Below are 16,445 nucleotides of genomic sequence, written 5' to 3'. Positions count from 1 at the left end.
TGACGACATATCAATACGCACGCTTGGCTTCATGAAATGGCATGGGGCGGGCAACGATTTCGTGATCATTGACTCGCGAAGCACGGATGCTGTGGTCACAGAAGACCTGGCCAAAGCCTTGGGGGATCGAAATCGCGGTATCGGGTTCGATCAGTTGGCTGAAATCCGAAGCTCGGGCATCGCCGATATCAACCTTGATTTCTGGAACGCAGACGGTAGCCGCGCCGGGGCATGTGGAAACGCTACCCGCTGCGTAGCGCGCTATATGATGGATGTGACCGGTAAACGCGCACTGACCATCCGCACCTCGCACGGTGTGCTTGAGGCGCGTCTTGATGGCGATCAGGTATCGGTGAATATGGGCAGGCCACAGACCGCGTGGGACGAGGTGCCGCTTTCAGAAAACGTCGATACGGCCCATCTGCCGCTGGATGGCGACCCGGCTGCCGTAGGCATGGGCAATCCGCATTGCGTATTCTTTGTTGACGACGCCGAGGCGGTCGATGTTGCCGCCATTGGCGCGCATATCGAACATGACCAATTGTTTCCCGAAGCGACCAATGTCGAGTTTGCCCAAGTCCGCGCCCGTGACGAAATCCGGATGCGCGTTTGGGAACGTGGGACCGGGATAACTTTGGCCTGCGGGTCCGGAGCGTGTGCAACCGTTGTCGCCGCCCATCAGCGCGGGCTGACGGACCGCCACGTCAAGATGGAACTGGATGGCGGGTGGCTGACGCTGGACTGGCGCGAAGACGGGGTTTGGATGACGGGTCCGACGGCCTTCGTGTTCGAAGGCCAGTTGATGCCTGCTTTTCTGGAAGGGATTTAGGATGAGCACCACCCCCCCTGTCTTTGCGACACTTGGCTGTCGTCTGAACGCCTATGAAACCGAGGCGATGAAGCGACTGGCCGATGAGGCGGGTGTCGAAGGTGCCGTGGTGGTCAATACCTGCGCCGTCACCGCCGAAGCCGTGCGCAAGGCGCGTCAGGAAATTCGCAAGCTGCGCCGGGAACACCCGGACGCCAAGGTGATTGTCACCGGTTGCGCCGCTCAGACCGAACCCGAAACCTTCGCAAATATGGACGAGGTCGACACCGTCATCGGAAACCACGAAAAGATGGCGCCCGAGACATGGGCGGGCCTTGCCCCGGACCTGATCGGCGATACCGAGCGTGTGCAGGTCAACGACATCATGTCCGTGACCGAAACCGCCAGCCATCTGATCGACGGGTTCGGCACGCGAAGCCGCGCCTATGTGCAGGTCCAGAATGGTTGCGATCACCGCTGCACATTCTGCATTATCCCCTATGGTCGGGGCAACTCGCGCAGCGTGCCTGCGGGTGTCGTCGTCGATCAGATCAAGCGCCTTGTGGACAAAGGGTTCAACGAGGTCGTGCTGACCGGCGTGGACCTGACAAGTTGGGGCGCCGATCTGCCGGGCGGGCCGCGTTTGGGTGATCTGGTCATGCGCATCTTGCGTCTGGTGCCTGACCTGCCGCGTCTGCGCATCAGCTCGATCGATTCCATCGAGGCAGATGACAACCTGATGCTGGCGATTGCCTCCGAGCCGCGCCTGATGCCGCATTTGCATCTGAGCCTTCAGCACGGCGATGATATGATCCTGAAGCGTATGAAGCGCCGCCACCTGCGCGACGACGCCATCGCGTTTTGTGAAGAAGCGCGCCGCCTGCGCCCCGGCATCACCTTCGGCGCCGACATTATCGCGGGTTTCCCGACCGAAACGGACGCGCATTTTGAAAACAGCTTAAAGCTGGTGGCTGAGTGCGACCTGACATGGTTGCATGTCTTTCCCTACTCAAAACGCGAAGGCACGCCCGCGGCGAAGATTCCCACACAGCTCAACGGCACGGTCATCAAGGATCGCGCCGCGCGACTGCGTGCCGCTGGTGACGCTCAGGCCAAACGGCATCTGGCCGCCCAAGTCGGGCAGAAACACCGCATCTTGATAGAAAATCCCACCATGGGCCGGACCGAGCAATTTGCAGAGGTGACGTTTCAGACACCACAGGTCGAAGGGACCATTGTTACAGCTATTCCGATCTGCACTGACGAACAGCAATTAGTGGTCTGATCGACCGACATTCGGCTGCCGTCCCACGCAGAAAAGTGGACATGCCGCCCCGTCGCCCCTACATTCTATGTGAAGGAGGATCACATGCCCTTACCTATCGCCCCGATTGCGGCTTTCGCGATCCGCTATGGTTCCGTCGCCGTCGCCACATATGCGCTGGCCCGGTCCATCGAACGCGCACCGCGTGATCAAAGCGTGGAAGACACGCTGGACACCGCGCCCGAAGGCGTGACGACCCGTCGCGATGATGAACAAATGAACGCTACGGCCCGTATGCGCCGCGTGATTCGCTTGGGCACTGACGGACCGGGCATAGAGATCGACGCGGTCAGCTTGACCCGCATCCGCTTTCGAAAGGTTTGATCCATGCAGCTTGTCTATTCGCCCGCCTCGCCCTTTGCGCGCAAGGCTCGGATGCTGATCCTTGAGACCGGCCAGCAGGACGAGGTTGAGTTGGTCGAGGTTGCCTCGTCCCCCACCGCACCCAACCCGCAACTGACCGCCGCCAACCCGCTGTCCAAGATCCCCGCACTGATCCGCACTGACGGGCCGACCCTTTATGACAGCCGCGTAGTGACGCGGTTTCTGGATGCCCGCGCTGGCAGCAACCTCTATCCCGACGACCGGATATGGGAGGTTCTGACCCTTGAAGCGACCGGCGATGCGATCATGGATGCCGGTGTACTGATGGTCTATGAGACCCGCTGCCGCCCCGAGGACATGCAGTTCGAAGGCTGGGTGGACGCGCAGTGGGGCAAGATCGCAGGCGCGCTGGACGCGCTTGACACCCGGTGGATCAGCCATTTGTCCGGGCCGCTGGACATGGCGCAAATCTCGGTCGGGTGTGCGTTGGGTTATCTTGATTTCCGTCACGCAGACCGCGACTGGCGCAAAGGTCGCGATTCTCTGAATAACTGGTTCGCTGCCTTCTCGCAGCGCGACAGCTTCCAGACCACTGCTCCGATCTGAATCGCCCCTCGCCCGATTCCCGGCCCGATTGCCGTCACTATCCAGCATCATGACCTTGAAAAGCCGCACCTGCGCTCTAATGACTTCTGGACGGGGCGCAATTCCTTGGATAAACAGCCGCAAAACGGACCGCTTTCTTGGGCGGTTTACTGTCGTGTCGGTTGCAATTCTGCGACCTAGCTAGGGAGATGCGCTCTTGTCACAAGCCGACGACCACGAAGGAACCCGCCGGGATTTCCTTTATTATGCAACAGGTGGTGCCGCAGCCGTAACGGCCGGTGCCGCAGTTTGGCCAATGGTCAATCAGATGAACCCCTCTGCTGACGTGAAGGCGCTTAGCTCAATCCGCGTGGATATCTCAGGCATTGAGCCGGGCACACAGCTGACAGTCAAATGGTTGGGCAAGCCGGTGTTCATCCGTCGTCGCACGGACGAAGAAATCGAACTGGCCCGCGAACAGGATGCAGCTAACCTGCCCGACAAGTTTGCCCGCAATGACAACGTCGACGCAACGTTGTCTGCGGATGACGCAAACCGCACCATGGACGAAAAAGGCGAATGGTTGGTCATGATGGGTGTGTGCACCCACTTGGGCTGTGTGCCTTTGGGCGACGGCGCTGGCGACTATCAGGGTTGGTATTGCCCGTGCCATGGTTCGCACTACGACGCATCTGGTCGTATCCGTAAGGGTCCAGCACCCGAAAACCTGCCCGTTCCCGTCGCCGAGTTTGTCGACGAAACGACGATCAAACTGGGCTAAGGGAGGCTTATATGTCCGGAATTCCTCATGATCATTACGAACCCAAATCAGGGTTCGAAAAATGGCTCGACAAGCGGCTTCCCGTGGTTGGGCTTCTGTATGACACGCTGATGATCCCCACACCCAAGAACCTGAACTGGTGGTGGATCTGGGGCATCGTTTTGACCTTCTGTCTGGTGATGCAAATCGTAACCGGTATCATTCTGGTCATGCACTATACCCCGCATGTCGACATGGCGTTTGCGTCGATCGAACACATTATGCGTGACGTGAACGGCGGGCATATGCTGCGCTATGTTCACTCTAACGGTGCTTCGCTGTTCTTCGTGGCAGTTTACATCCACATCTTCCGCGGCCTGTTCTACGGTTCTTACAAGGCCCCGCGCGAAGTGACGTGGATCATCGGCATGTTGATTTACCTGATGATGATGGCCACCGGCTTCCTGGGCTACGTTCTGCCTTGGGGTCAGATGTCCTTCTGGGGCGCAACCGTCATCACCGGCCTGTTTGGCGCCATCCCGTTCATCGGTGAAGGCCTGCAAACTTGGCTGCTGGGTGGGCCGGCCGTGGATAACGCCACGCTGAACCGCTTCTTCTCGCTGCACTATCTGCTGCCCTTCGTGATCGCCGCACTTGTTGCCGTTCACATCTGGGCGTTCCACACCACGGGTAACAACAACCCGACGGGTGTGCCTGTGCGCACCGGATCGAAAGAAGAGGCCGAGAAAGACACCCTGCCCTTCTGGCCCTACTTCGTCATCAAGGACCTGGTTGGCCTTGGCATCGTGCTGATCATCTTCTTCGCGATTGTCGGTTTCATGCCCAACTATCTGGGCCACCCCGACAACTATATCGAAGCCAACCCGCTGTCGACGCCCGCACATATCGTGCCGGAATGGTATTACCTGCCCTTCTACGCGATCCTGCGTGCCTTCACCGCCGACGTTTGGGCCGTGCAAGCGGTCAGCTTCCTGACCGGTGGTATCGTCGATGCGAAGTTCTTCGGCGTGGTCGCCATGTTCGGTGCAATCTTCGTGATGGCGCTGGCGCCGTGGCTGGACACCTCGTCGGTTCGCTCGGGTCAGTATCGTCCGGCGTTCAAGTGGTGGTTCCGTTTGCTGATCATCGACTTCATGGTTCTGATGTGGGTCGGCGCACGCGACACGGAATTCCCGCATGATTGGATTTCGCTGATTGGCGCCACCTACTGGTTCGCATACTTCCTTGTCATCCTGCCGCTTCTGGGTCTGTTTGAAAAACCCACGACGCCGCCGGCCACGATCGAGGAAGACTTCAACGCCCACTATCCCGGCGCAGCCGAGTGAGAAAGGATCTAGGATCAATGATCAAGAAACTCGCAACATCCGCTGTCGTCGCGCTGGCGCTTGCCACTGGTGGCGCACTTGCAGCTGGCGATGAAGGCCACATCGAAGACTTCGCGTTTTCGTTTGAAGGCCCGTTCGGCACCTATGATCAAGAACAGCTGCGTCGCGGCCTGAAGATTTATACCGAGGTCTGCGCGGCCTGCCACGGCCTGCGCTATGTGCCGCTGCGCACATTGGCAGACCCCGGTGGCCCGAACTATACCGAAGACGAAGTGCGCGACTACGCCGCCGAACATTTCTTCGTCTATGATGCGGAACTGGACGAAGACCGTCCGGCGAAACCATCGGATTTCTTCCCCGCTGTGTCCGGCGAAGGGATGGGCCCGGACCTGTCCTTGATGGCGAAGGCACGCGCGGGCTTCCACGGCCCGGCGGGAACGGGCCTGAACCAGCTGTTCCGCGGTATGGGCGGCGCTGAATATATCGCCAGCTTCCTCTTGGGCTTCACCGGAGAAGAAGACGAAATCGCCGGCACCTTCCTGTACGAAAATACCGCTTTCCCCGGTGGCTGGGTGTCGATGGCGCCACAGTTGGAAGATGGTCTGATCGACTATGATGACGGCCACAGCAACACTGCCCGCGACATGGCCAAGGACGTGTCGGCCTTCCTGATGTGGACGGCAGAGCCTAAGATGATGGCCCGCAAACAAGCTGGGTTCGTCTCTGTCCTGCTATTGGTGCTTCTGACATCGCTTCTGTATCTGACCAACAAGAAACTGTGGGCCCCGCATAAGGGCAAGCATCTGGATCTGTAAGGTTCGACATAAAGAATAAAAAAGGGCGCTTTCGGGCGCCCTTTTCTTTTGCCAATCGGCCGCGGTTACACGCCCAGATAATCGCGCAGCGCGGCGGGTGGATCGTCAAACATTTGTGCGGTCGGCACCGGGGCGTGCGCGCGTCCGCCTTCGACCAGTATGACCTCGTCCGCTATGCGGCGCGCATCTTCGGGGTTATGGCTGACCATCAACATTGTCGCCTGTGTCTCGGTCGCCAATTCGGCCACAAGGTCGAGCATCTCAACGCGAAGCGCTGGCCCCAGGGCGTCGAAAGGTTCATCCAGCAACAGAATCGAGCGATCACGCAGCAACACGCGCGCAAGAGCCACCCGCGCGATCTGTCCACCCGACAATTGCGCCGGTTTGCGCGCGCCTTTACCCGCAAGCCCGACACGGCCCAAGGCAGCCTCGACCCTTTTGTGATCTTCGCGCATCAACCGCAAATCAGGCCGCAGGCCAAGGCCCACGTTCTGCGTGACGGACAGGTGGGGAAACAGGTTATTGTCCTGAAACACCATGCTGATGGGGCGCGCCGCCGGATCATCGGCCATAGGCGACCCGCGCCACATCACCCTGCCACGGCTCAGCGGTTGAAACCCCGCGATCATGGCCAGCAAGGTGGACTTGCCCGCACCTGATGGCCCCAGTACGGCCACGCGCCGCCCCTCGGACACGCTGAAGTCAGCGGCGAGCGTGAAATCACCCAGATCAACCCACGCATCTTCAAGTGTCAGCATCCACGCGTCCTCCGCGGTCAAAAATCCAGAACAGAGCCAGCGACAGCCCCAGCAATAGCAGCCCTGCCGCCGCCGCATCATCCATCCGGTAAGCTGTCATAAGGCGATACATCTGCAACGGAAGCGTCGCCCCCTGTGCATCAGCAAACATCGCGATGACCCCAAGATCGCCCATCGACAGCGCCGCCGCCAACCCCAGTGCAAACCCAATCGGGCGGCGCAGGCGCGGCAGCCATAACAGCCGCACCCGCGTCAGCCCGTGCATCCCCAAGGCATCCGCCAGCGCACCATAGTCCCGCTCGACCGCCGTCAACGCAGGCACAAGGGCGCGCAGGGCAAACGGCAAGCTCATCGCCGCGTTCACAAGTGCCGTCACCGGCAACGCAAGGTCCGAGGGTTTGATGAACGGAAACAGGATCAGGAACAACCCCGTCCCGACAACCAAAGGCGAGGCGGCGATGGTCAGATATCCCAACCCCTCGACCAGTCGTGCCCCGCGTTGCACGACCAAAGCCGCAATCGGCAAGGCAAGCGCCAAGGTCAGGACCGCCGAACCCAATGCCACCGCAAGCGACCGCCCGGCCGCCTGAAAAATCGACGCAGGCAACGTGGTCAGCCCCGGCACGCCTGCCAGCACAACCATTGTCAGGGGCAGCAGCAGAAACAGGCTGGCAAACGTCACGACGACCACATCCAAAACCCGCTGCACAAGGCCGTCATCCCAACGCTGCACCGCCCGATCAAGCCCGGTTCCCATATCCCCCGGCATGGTCACGCGAAACGCAATCAGCGCTGCACTTGCCCCCATCGCAAACTGGATCAGCGCCAGCAGCGCCGCGCGGCCAAGGTCAAAATCAAACTTGAACGCTTCATAAATTGCAAGCTCGACCGTCGTGGCCCGCGGCCCCCCGCCCAACGCCAGCGCCACGGCAAATGAGGTCAGGCAGATTAGGAAAATCACCAAAAACGCGCCGGGGATCACCTCGCGCAGCATCGGGCGTTCCAGCGTGCGGGCGATGTCACGCGACCCCATGCCAAGCGATGCGGCCAGCCGGAAGCGTTCGGCGGGGATCGACAGCCATCCTTGCAAGATCAGGCGAGTCGCCAGCGGCAGGTTGAAAAACACATGCGCCAGAATGACACCGTGATAGCCATAGACCGAAATCGGTTCGAACCCGAACACGCCGATCGCCTTGCTGATCACCCCGCTGCGCCCGAACACGGCAATCAGACCCAGAACAGCCACGATAACCGGCAGGATAAAGGGCGCACCCAGCAGGGTGACAAGCGCCATGCGGCCAGGAAAACTGCGCCGGGCCAGCGCGCGGGCGACGGGGATGGCCAGCACGACGCTGATGCCTGCGGACAAGGTCGCCTGCCAAAGCGTGAACCGGATTGCCGCCCAGTCTGACGGCCCAAGCCCCCGTCCGCCTTCGGCCCGCAAGGCGACGGCAACGAGGGTGCCAAAGACCAGCACCACCAGCAGACCGGCGGCCAGCAGGCCGGGCCAGTGCGACACCCAGATGGGGCGCGTTATCCGGCCCGCGCCCCGCATTCTAGTTCGAGATCGCCTTCAACCATTCATCCAGCGCGGGCCGGCGCAGGGCGTCAGCCTCGTCTTCGGAATAGAAGATCGCTTTATTCGGCACAGCTAGCAGGTTGAATTTTTCCGGCAGCAATGACGGATCGAGCTTTGACGGATACGACCAGTTGGATGTCGCAATAGCGGTCTGAAATTCCTCGGTCAGGACATAATCAAGAAACGCATCGGCCAGATCGGGCTGGTCCGTCGTCTTAAGCTTGGCCGCAAGTTCGACGAACAGATAATGCCCGTCGTCGAAGATCGCGGCAGACTTGCTCGTATCGTCCTCGGCGATGATGTGATAGGCGGGCGAGGTGGAATAGGACAGGACCATGTCGGCCTCGCCATCCGTGAACATGCCGTAGCTTTCCGACCAGCCTTGCGTTACGGTCAGAACCTTGGGGGTCAGACGCTCCCATGCTTTGGGCGCGTCATCGCCATAGATCGACTTGACCCACAGCAACAGCGCCAGCCCGGAAATCGAGCTGCGCGGGTCTTGCAGAACGATCTTCACATCGTCCGGCATGTCCAACAGCGCGTCGAAACTGGTGGGCGGCGTGTCCATCTTCGTGTTGTCATATATGAAGGCCACATAGCTGTAGTTGAACGGCAGAAACACATCGTCTGTCCAATCCACAGGCATGGTCAGACCGCTGACATCCTGGGCGTGCGGGGCAAACAAGCCGGATGCGCGCGCGCGAACAGTGACGTCGGAGTTCAGGCCGATCACCACGTCGGCGTCGGTGCGGTCACCTTCCAGCAGGATGCGCGGCAGCACGTCGCCGGTGATAAATTGCAGGTCACAGTCGCAGCGGGCCTCGAACCCCTGTTCAATCCCCGGACCTGGCCCCCATTCGGACGCAAAGTAATCGGGGGCATAGACTCGCAACACTGGCGTTTCCGCCGTGGCCGCCTGGGCCATCAGTGCAAGTCCTGCGACAAATGAAAGGGTCTGTTTCATGGCATCCTCCAAATGCGCCGGACGGAGTGGCATTTGGGACATCCAAATTACCTTCCCTCCGCCGGTCTTAGCCGGTTCAGGTTCAACGGGTCCGCAAACATGCATCTCAGCCAGCCCAAGCCAGCACCCCGAGGTCATCTGAGTCCTGCCCGGTTTGGCCCAGTTTGGCAAGCCCCCCTTGACGCAACGGCCATGATCGGCATTGTGACCGCTATCATCCGTCAGATCGGAGCCGTCATGTCGGACGCATCACATTCCCCCCTCAGGGGGCTGGGCTTTGCCTTCGCGGCCTTCGCCGTGTTCGCGACGCATGACGCCGTGATCAAGACGCTCGGCGTCAACTTTTCGGTTTTCCAAATCATCTTTTTCGCGATGCTGTTTGCCTTTGTGCCGATGTCCGTTCTGATGCTGGCGGACCGGCAGGTGGACAATTTCCGCCCGCGTCATCCTTGGCTGATCCTTCTGCGGTCGGCCACATCGTTGATCGCAATGTCCGCAGCATTCTATGCCTTTACCGTCCTGCCCTTGGCCGAGGTTTATGCCCTGCTGTTCGCCACCCCCCTTCTGATCACCGCGATGTCCGCACTTTTGCTGGGTGAAACGGTGCGCGCACAGCGATGGGCTGCAGTTATGGTCGGCCTGATCGGTGTGCTGATCGTCCTTAGGCCCGGCGTCATTCAAATCTCGTTCGGCCATATCTGCGCCTTGATCGCGGCGTTCTGTTCCAGCCTTGGATCCGTCATCATGCGCAAGATCGGGGGGGAAGAGCGGACAGCGGTGATGATCCTTTATCCCATGCTGTCCTCAATCACATTCATGGCGCTGATCCTGCCCTTCGTCTATCGGCCGATGGAAGTGACACAACTGGGTATGTTGGCCAGCCTTGGCGTGTTGTCCGTGGGCGCGCAGGTGATGATCATCGCCGCTTATCGCGCCGCGCCTGCGGCAGTGGTCGCCCCCATGCAATACAGTCAAATCCTGTGGGCCACCCTGTTCGGCGCGCTTTTCTTCGAAGAATGGCCCGACATGTGGGTGGGCGTAGGCGCGTCTGTCATCATCGCATCGGGCATCTTCATCGTCTGGCGCGAAAGCCGGCCATCGGTATCCATGCGCAACCCGATTTTGCGCGACCCGAACCCGCGTTACGACGCCGGCCCCAGCCCCAAGCCAAAACATCGCCGCCCGCAAAGCTGACGCGCGCGCGCTTCCCTTTCACGCGCGCCTTCGCTATCACCCTGACAACGAAGGAGCTTGCGCATGTCGATGAACAGTTTTGGCCATATCTTCCGCGTCACCACATGGGGCGAAAGCCACGGGCCAGCGCTTGGCGCAACGGTCGACGGTTGCCCACCCGGTGTGCCGCTGGAACCTGAAATGATCCAAGTCTGGCTGAACAAACGCCGCCCCGGCCAGAACAAGCACACGACCCAGCGCAACGAACCCGACCAGGTGCGCATCCTGTCGGGGGTGTATGAAGGCAAAACCACCGGCACGCCGATCCAGTTGATGATCGAAAACACCGACCAAAGGTCGAAAGATTATGGCGAGATCGAAAAGACCTTTCGCCCCGGTCACGCCGACATCACCTATTGGCAGAAATATGGTATCCGTGACCCGCGCGGGGGTGGACGTTCGTCTGCGCGTGAAACAGCGGCGCGTGTGGCCGCCGGTGGGGTCGCGCGCGAGGCACTGAAGGCGCTGCTGCCGGGGCTTCAGATCAAGGGTTACATGACACAGATGGGCGCTTTGCACCTTGATCGCGATAAGTTCGATTGGGACGCGATTGACCAAAACCCGTTTTGGCTGCCGGACAATAGCGCCGTCAAGGAATGGGAAGACTATCTGCACCACCTGCGCACCAAGGAAAACGACAGCGTCGGCGCAGCCGTCGAGGTCGCGATACGCGGCGCCCCTGCCGGCCTTGGCGCGCCGATCTACGCCAAGTTAGACACTGATTTAGCCGCCGCAATGATGTCGATCAACGCCGTCAAAGGTGTCGAGATTGGTGAAGGCATGGCGGCTGCGGGCCTGAAAGGCACCGAGAACGCGGACGAAATTTTGATGGGGGATGACGGCCCGGTATTCAGCTCTAACCACGCGGGCGGCATACTGGGTGGGATTTCCAGCGGACAGGATATTGTCGTTCGGTTCGCGGTAAAGCCCACCAGTTCGATCCTGACGCCCCGTCAGTCGATCACCAAATCAGGCGAACCGGTCGAGGTTGTCACCAAGGGCCGCCACGACCCCTGCGTCGGCATTCGCGCCGTGCCCGTGGGCGAAGCAATGGCGGCGTGCGTCATCCTTGATCATGTTATGCTCCACCGTGCCCAGATGGGCGAAGGGGTACGCGGCAAGATCGGATAAAGGGACGCCGCGCTGCGCGCGGCGGATTTGAGGCCTCCGGCGGGGATATTTCGGGCCAGAAGAAGCCACGGGATATATCAGGACTGTGGTGGCGCTTGTTTTGACAATTGGACGGCCAGAATGCCGGCGGTGATGATTGCAACGCCGATGAAATCCATCACGGTCAGCGCTTCGCCCAGAAACAGCCACGCGATGGCAACCCCGAAGAATGGGTTGAGGAAGTGGAACGTCGCCGCCTTGACCGCGCCAATGCGCCCGACCAACGCAAACCATACCCAAGTGGCCAGAAGCCCCGGAACAACCACCGTGTAGCTGAAGGCAAGACCAAGGCGCAGGCTTGGTTCGAAACCGGGGCTTTCCAAAAAGATCGCAACTACTGCCAAGACAGCTGCACCCACAAACATTTGCAAGCCGACAATCATCATCAGGTTGCCCCCCGAGGACGCGGTGCGCACCGCAAGGGTTGCCACCGTCAGCGCGCCTGCTCCGACAAAACACAGGATGACCCCCGTCACATCGACGCCACCCGACAGCCGCGACCCCATGATCAGCGCGACCCCCACCATACCCGCCAGCAGGCCAATCAACGCCAAGGGGCGCATTCGGTCGCCCATAACCAACCAACCCGCCAGCGCGACCATCAGCGGCATGGTCGACGCGATGATCGAAGCAAGACCGGCCTCGACCCACTGCATCGCCACAAAATTCAATCCCAAGTACAGTGCGTTTTGGCAGACGCCAAAAATGATCACTGCCCGCCATTGGTTGCGCGTCAGCCTCCAGCTTTGGCCCAGCGCGCGGGCGATTATGACGCCCAACAGGCCGGAAATCAGAAACCTGAGCGCCAAGGAATACAGCGGCGGCGCATCCGCCACGATGATGCGTGCGGACGTGAAAGCCGAGCTCCACATCAGGGCAAAGGCCAGCCCCATCACGATTGCGCGCAGATCCATGTTACCTCCGGCAATAGAAAAGGGCCGCCACTTGGGCGACCCTTTCCGAATTCCTGAGTGGGGACAAGCCCCGAAGACGCTAAATCAGCCGTTCACGCTGTCTTTCAGAGCCTTTGCGATGGTCATTTTCACGACCTTGTCCGCTTCTTTGTGGATTTGCTCGCCGGTGGCGGGGTTACGCACCATGCGTGCGGGACGCTCGCGGCAATAAATCTTGCCTACACCGGGCAGGGTCACGGCACCGCCGTTGGACACTTCCTTGGTGATAATGTTGATGATACCGTCCAGCGCGCTCGACGCCGATTTCTTGTCCGAGCCCATTTCTTCGGCCAGAGTAGCGACCAGTTGGGTCTTCGTCATAGGTTTCGACATATAATACACTCCTCACATTTACCCATTTGTTGGGCTTCATCGGGCGCATTTAACTGTATGTAGCAGGGGGACACAACGATTTGTTATGCTGTTTTCCCCAATAAATAGCGCTTTTTTGCCTGTTTTCGCGCTTGTTGACCTAAAGGAATGCTGTCTCTTCGAAGCTTCTGAGTTTCCGGCTATGGATTCGCTCGATCGGCATGTCGCGCAGGGATTCCATTGCCTGAATTCCGATCAGCAGGTGCCGTGCGACCTGCGAGGTATAAAAATCCGATGCCATGCCGGGCAGTTTCAGCTCTCCGTGCAAGGGTTTATCGGATACGCACAAGAGCGTGCCGTAGGGAACGCGGAAACGAAACCCGTTGGCGGCAATCGTCGCGCTTTCCATATCCAGCGCGATGGCGCGCGATTGGCTCAGCCGTTGCACAGGGCCGGATTGATCGCGCAATTCCCAATTTCGGTTGTCCAACGACGCCACCGTGCCCGTTCGCATGATGCGCTTCAGCTCGTAACCTTCCAGCTTTGTCACCTGCGCCACGGCCTGTTCCAGCGCTATTTGGATTTCAGCCAAGGGCGGGATCGGCACCCAAATGGGCAGATCGTCGTCCAGCGCCTTGTCTTCGCGAAGATAGGCGTGGGCCAGCACAAAATCCCCCAACCTTTGGCTGTTACGCAGCCCCGCGCAGTGACCGACCATCAACCACGCGTGAGGGCGTAGAACTGCGATATGGTCGGTGGCGGTCTTGGCGTTGGATGGGCCAACGCCGATATTTACAAGCGTGATCCCCGTCCCATCGGCCCGTTTCAGGTGATACGACGGCATCTGCGGCAGTTTGGCCAGCACCGGAAGCACCTGATCAGGGGACGTGATTTTGTGATGACCAGGGCCGACAAACGCATCATAGCCGCTGTTTGGGTCACCCAGCATCAGGCGGGCATAGGCTTCGAACTCATCCACATAAAACTGATAGTTGGTGAACAGAACATGGTTCTGAAAATCCTCGGGCTTGGTCGCGGTATAGTGCGACAGCCGCGCCAGCGAATAATCCACCCGTTGCGCGGTGAAAGGGGCCAGCGGCGCAACGCCATCCGCGTCTTTTAACGCCACGCCATTCACGATGTCATCATTTGTGCTGGCCAAATCCGGCACATCGAACACGTCGCGCAGCGGAAAACTCATCACTCCTTCTTGCGGAACGGTGATATTTGGGTCGTTCGCAACCGCGAAATGCACTGGGATGGGCGTGTCCGAGAAGCCGATCTGAACCGGCACGTCGTGGTGTTCCAACAGAAGCGAAATTTGCTGGGTCAGATAGTTTTCAAACAGATCCGGCCGCGTAATCGTCGTGCTGTAACGCCCGGGTGCCGCCACGTGACCGAAGCTAAGCCGCGTGTCGATCTGCACATGGCTGGTCGTTGTCAGACTGATCTGCGGATAAAACGCACGAAAACGAGTGTCGGGTTGGTCGCCGGATGCCGATTGTTCAAAACGATCACGCAAGAACGTGCAGGCCTGATCGTACAAATCCCGCAATCTTTGCACAGCTGCCTTGGCGTCAGTGAAGGTCTCGTGTGGGCCGCTTGGCGGTGTGATCACGGGAATAGAGTTTGAATTGGCAGGCATCAGGGATTCTCGATCAAATTGGTCAGTTCGAATTTGGTGACATCGACAAGGCCCAAATCAGAAATGCGAAGTTCGGGGATGACGACAAGTGCCAGAAGCGAATGCTGCATATAGGCGTTATTCAAGGTACACCCACAGTCCGCCATCGCAGCAACCAGTGCGTCGGCCTTGGCGGCAACCTTGTGCGCCGGGGCGTCCGACATCAGCCCAGCGATGGGAAGTTCGACTAAGGCCAGTTCCTTGCCATCCCGGAAAACGGTAACACCGCCGCCGACTTCGCCCAGTCTGTTGGCGGCCAGCGCCATATCCTCGTGGCTGGTGCCGACGACGATCATGTGATGGCTGTCATGCGCGACGGTCGAGGCAATCGCCATCTGCCCCTGATACCCGAAGCCGGACACCAGACCGTTGACAACGTCCCCCGTCGCGCGGTGGCGTTCGACCAGCGCGATCTGGCATACGTCGTTGGCTTGATCCATCTGAACCACGCCGTCTGCGACTTCCAGATCACGAACCAGCGCCTTGGTCGGAGCTTGGTTTTCAACAACACCGATGACCTTGGCCCGGACCGAGTTCGCACCGTCAGGCGCCGCGATCTTGAAATCCGCATCTTCAAGCGGTTTGCCCAGACGCACGGTCTTACGCGCAAAATTCGGCCAGTCCAGATGCGGGCAGTCGACCGTCACCTTTCCGCCTTCGGCCACCGTCACCCCGCGCGCAATGACGCGGTTGATCGGCAGGCCGGTCAGATCATCGGTCAGGACCAAATCTGCCCGCCGCCCCGGTGCAATAGAGCCTAATTCACGCTCTAACCCGAAATGCGTGGCCGTGTTGATCGTTGCCATTTGCAGTGCAATCAGCGGATCGCAACCGCAGGAAATCGCATGGCGCAGAACACGGTTCATATGACCCTCGTTCACCAGAGTGCCCGAATGGCAATCATCGGTGCACAGGATGAAATTGCGCGGATCCAGACCTTTTTCCGTGACCGCCGTGATCTGCGTTTCAACGTCATACCACGCCGAGCCCAACCGCATCATAGACCGCATCCCCTGCCGCACGCGAGCAATCGCATCAGCTTCGCAGGTGCCTTCGTGATCATCGGCGGGACCGCCGGCGGCATAAGCATGAAAAGCGGGGCCAAGATCAGGGCTGGCGTAATGGCCACCAACGGTCTTGCCCGCGCTTTGCGTCGCCGCAATCTCGGCCAACATCTGCGCGTCGCCATTCACAACGCCAGGAAAATTCATCATCTCGCCCAGTCCGATGATGCCCGGCCATTCCATCGCCTCGGTCACATCTTCGGGCGTGATTTCTGCACCGGTCGTTTCTAACCCCGGCGCGGATGGCGCGCACGAAGGCATCTGGGTAAAGATGTTGATGGGCTGCATCAGAGCCTCATCATGCATCAGCTTGACCCCCTCAAGCCCCAGCACATTCGCAATCTCATGCGGGTCGGTAAACATGCTGGTGGTGCCATGCGGGATCACGGCACGGGCAAATTCGGCAGGCGTCAGCATCCCGCTTTCGATATGCATGTGCGCGTCACAAAGACCCGGGATCAGGTATTGCCCGTCCGCCTCGATCACCTTGGTCACGTCACCGATGCAATGGCTGGCGTCGGGGCCGACATAGGCAAAGCGCCCATCGGCAATGGCCACCTGCCAATCGTCCAGAACCTCGCGGCTGTGAACATTCACGACACGCCCGCCACGGATTACCAGATCGGCGGGTTCACGGCCCGCCGCCACCGCGACAAGGCGGGGGGCACAGTCAGACCACGGTTTTAAACTTCTCTGTTCCATCATCTCATTGTTCCAGTTTCCCATGTTAGCGCAAGCCCCAAAAAAGACGCCGAATTTTCCGCTT

16 protein-coding genes and 1 riboswitch are annotated in these 16,445 nt (G+C 59.8%); of the genes, 9 read left to right on the top strand and 7 right to left on the bottom strand.

Features of this window, described 5'->3' with window-relative positions; all coding sequences use genetic code 11:
• Positions 1-31: 31 nt before the first annotated feature.
• The 7 genes from dapF (at position 32) to MN186_RS10000 (ending at position 5,962) form a co-directional block, all read left to right on the top strand.
• Complete coding sequence (gene dapF / locus MN186_RS10030) at positions 32-829, top strand: diaminopimelate epimerase (protein WP_289069368.1); 798 nt, start codon at positions 32-34, stop codon at positions 827-829.
• A 1-nt stretch (position 830) separates the two neighbouring features.
• The gene (mtaB, locus tag MN186_RS10025; protein WP_242114233.1) at positions 831-2,093 is read left to right on the top strand and encodes a tRNA (N(6)-L-threonylcarbamoyladenosine(37)-C(2))-methylthiotransferase MtaB; all 1,263 of its coding nucleotides are present in this window, start codon (positions 831-833) and stop codon (positions 2,091-2,093) included.
• Between the two features lie 84 nt (positions 2,094-2,177).
• Positions 2,178-2,456: a hypothetical protein gene (locus MN186_RS10020; protein ID WP_242114232.1), complete on the top strand. Its 279-nt coding sequence runs from the start codon at positions 2,178-2,180 to the stop codon at positions 2,454-2,456.
• 3 nt (positions 2,457-2,459) lie between these two features.
• The gene (locus MN186_RS10015) at positions 2,460-3,062 is read left to right on the top strand and encodes a glutathione S-transferase (protein WP_242114231.1); all 603 of its coding nucleotides are present in this window, start codon (positions 2,460-2,462) and stop codon (positions 3,060-3,062) included.
• Between the two features lie 196 nt (positions 3,063-3,258).
• On the top strand, positions 3,259-3,822 hold the full coding sequence (gene petA, locus MN186_RS10010; protein WP_242114230.1) for a ubiquinol-cytochrome c reductase iron-sulfur subunit: 564 nt from the start codon (positions 3,259-3,261) through the stop codon (positions 3,820-3,822).
• A gap of 11 nt (positions 3,823-3,833) precedes the next feature.
• Entirely contained in the window at positions 3,834-5,147 is a 1,314-nt protein-coding gene (gene petB / locus MN186_RS10005) for a cytochrome b (RefSeq protein ID WP_242114229.1), read from the top strand.
• Positions 5,148-5,164: 17 nt separating this feature from the next.
• Positions 5,165-5,962 (top strand): cytochrome c1, encoded by a 798-nt coding sequence (locus MN186_RS10000; RefSeq protein ID WP_242114228.1) that lies wholly within the window; start codon positions 5,165-5,167, stop codon positions 5,960-5,962.
• A gap of 65 nt (positions 5,963-6,027) precedes the next feature.
• On the opposite strand, the gene MN186_RS09995 is transcribed toward MN186_RS10000, so the two are convergent.
• From MN186_RS09995 to MN186_RS09985, 3 genes are read right to left on the bottom strand one after another with little or no spacing between them, the layout of a single operon-like run.
• Positions 6,028-6,720, bottom strand: a complete 693-nt coding sequence (locus MN186_RS09995) for a thiamine ABC transporter ATP-binding protein (RefSeq protein WP_242114227.1) — start codon at positions 6,718-6,720, stop codon at positions 6,028-6,030.
• Positions 6,707-8,275: a thiamine/thiamine pyrophosphate ABC transporter permease ThiP gene (locus MN186_RS09990; RefSeq protein ID WP_242114226.1), complete on the bottom strand. Its 1,569-nt coding sequence runs from the start codon at positions 8,273-8,275 to the stop codon at positions 6,707-6,709. The genes MN186_RS09995 and MN186_RS09990 overlap by 14 nt, the downstream gene beginning before the upstream one ends.
• A gap of 1 nt (position 8,276) precedes the next feature.
• On the bottom strand, positions 8,277-9,263 hold the full coding sequence (locus MN186_RS09985; protein WP_242114225.1) for a thiamine ABC transporter substrate-binding protein: 987 nt from the start codon (positions 9,261-9,263) through the stop codon (positions 8,277-8,279).
• A 36-nt stretch (positions 9,264-9,299) separates the two neighbouring features.
• Positions 9,300-9,404: riboswitch (TPP riboswitch) on the bottom strand.
• Positions 9,405-9,455: 51 nt separating this feature from the next.
• Between MN186_RS09985 and MN186_RS09980 the strand changes: the two genes are divergently transcribed.
• Together MN186_RS09980 and aroC are read left to right on the top strand one after the other, a co-directional pair.
• Positions 9,456-10,457, top strand: a complete 1,002-nt coding sequence (locus tag MN186_RS09980; protein ID WP_242114224.1) for a DMT family transporter — start codon at positions 9,456-9,458, stop codon at positions 10,455-10,457.
• A gap of 63 nt (positions 10,458-10,520) precedes the next feature.
• Positions 10,521-11,627, top strand: a complete 1,107-nt coding sequence (aroC, locus tag MN186_RS09975; protein ID WP_242114223.1) for a chorismate synthase — start codon at positions 10,521-10,523, stop codon at positions 11,625-11,627.
• 77 nt (positions 11,628-11,704) lie between these two features.
• On the opposite strand, the gene MN186_RS09970 is transcribed toward aroC, so the two are convergent.
• The 4 genes from MN186_RS09970 to ade all read right to left on the bottom strand — a co-directional run bounded on the left by MN186_RS09970 (position 11,705) and on the right by ade (position 16,381).
• The gene (locus MN186_RS09970) at positions 11,705-12,580 is read right to left on the bottom strand and encodes a DMT family transporter (RefSeq protein ID WP_242114222.1); all 876 of its coding nucleotides are present in this window, start codon (positions 12,578-12,580) and stop codon (positions 11,705-11,707) included.
• Positions 12,581-12,664: 84 nt separating this feature from the next.
• The gene (locus tag MN186_RS09965; RefSeq protein WP_242114221.1) at positions 12,665-12,952 is read right to left on the bottom strand and encodes an HU family DNA-binding protein; all 288 of its coding nucleotides are present in this window, start codon (positions 12,950-12,952) and stop codon (positions 12,665-12,667) included.
• Positions 12,953-13,091: 139 nt separating this feature from the next.
• Entirely contained in the window at positions 13,092-14,576 is a 1,485-nt protein-coding gene (locus tag MN186_RS09960) for an AMP nucleosidase (RefSeq protein ID WP_242114220.1), read from the bottom strand.
• On the bottom strand, positions 14,576-16,381 hold the full coding sequence (ade, locus tag MN186_RS09955) for an adenine deaminase (RefSeq protein WP_242114219.1): 1,806 nt from the start codon (positions 16,379-16,381) through the stop codon (positions 14,576-14,578). The genes MN186_RS09960 and ade overlap by 1 nt, the downstream gene beginning before the upstream one ends.
• Between the last annotated feature and the right edge of the window lie 64 nt (positions 16,382-16,445).

It is taken from the genome of Aliiroseovarius sediminis (assembly GCF_022678485.1).
In the GTDB taxonomy this organism is placed as follows: domain Bacteria; phylum Pseudomonadota; class Alphaproteobacteria; order Rhodobacterales; family Rhodobacteraceae; genus Aliiroseovarius; species Aliiroseovarius sediminis.
The sequence above is the reverse complement of the archived record's forward strand: the minus strand, read 5'-3'. Positions and strand labels throughout refer to the sequence as shown.

Bases quoted from the DNA above. Each gene is read 5' to 3' on its own strand.
- MN186_RS09990 (WP_242114226.1), bottom strand. From the start codon at position 8,275: ATGCGGGGCGCGGGCCGGATAACGCGCCCCATCTGGGTGTCGCACTGG.
- MN186_RS10020 (WP_242114232.1), top strand. From the start codon at position 2,178: ATGCCCTTACCTATCGCCCCGATTGCGGCTTTCGCGATCCGCTATGGT.
- dapF (WP_289069368.1), top strand. From the start codon at position 32: ATGAAATGGCATGGGGCGGGCAACGATTTCGTGATCATTGACTCGCGA.
- aroC (WP_242114223.1), top strand. From the start codon at position 10,521: ATGTCGATGAACAGTTTTGGCCATATCTTCCGCGTCACCACATGGGGC.
- MN186_RS10015 (WP_242114231.1), top strand. From the start codon at position 2,460: ATGCAGCTTGTCTATTCGCCCGCCTCGCCCTTTGCGCGCAAGGCTCGG.
- mtaB (WP_242114233.1), top strand. From the start codon at position 831: ATGAGCACCACCCCCCCTGTCTTTGCGACACTTGGCTGTCGTCTGAAC.
- MN186_RS09965 (WP_242114221.1), bottom strand. From the start codon at position 12,952: ATGTCGAAACCTATGACGAAGACCCAACTGGTCGCTACTCTGGCCGAA.
- MN186_RS09970 (WP_242114222.1), bottom strand. From the start codon at position 12,580: ATGGATCTGCGCGCAATCGTGATGGGGCTGGCCTTTGCCCTGATGTGG.
- MN186_RS09985 (WP_242114225.1), bottom strand. From the start codon at position 9,263: ATGAAACAGACCCTTTCATTTGTCGCAGGACTTGCACTGATGGCCCAG.
- MN186_RS09980 (WP_242114224.1), top strand. From the start codon at position 9,456: ATGATCGGCATTGTGACCGCTATCATCCGTCAGATCGGAGCCGTCATG.
- MN186_RS09960 (WP_242114220.1), bottom strand. From the start codon at position 14,576: ATGCCTGCCAATTCAAACTCTATTCCCGTGATCACACCGCCAAGCGGC.
- ade (WP_242114219.1), bottom strand. From the start codon at position 16,381: ATGGAACAGAGAAGTTTAAAACCGTGGTCTGACTGTGCCCCCCGCCTT.
- MN186_RS10000 (WP_242114228.1), top strand. From the start codon at position 5,165: ATGATCAAGAAACTCGCAACATCCGCTGTCGTCGCGCTGGCGCTTGCC.
- MN186_RS09995 (WP_242114227.1), bottom strand. From the start codon at position 6,720: ATGCTGACACTTGAAGATGCGTGGGTTGATCTGGGTGATTTCACGCTC.
- petB (WP_242114229.1), top strand. From the start codon at position 3,834: ATGTCCGGAATTCCTCATGATCATTACGAACCCAAATCAGGGTTCGAA.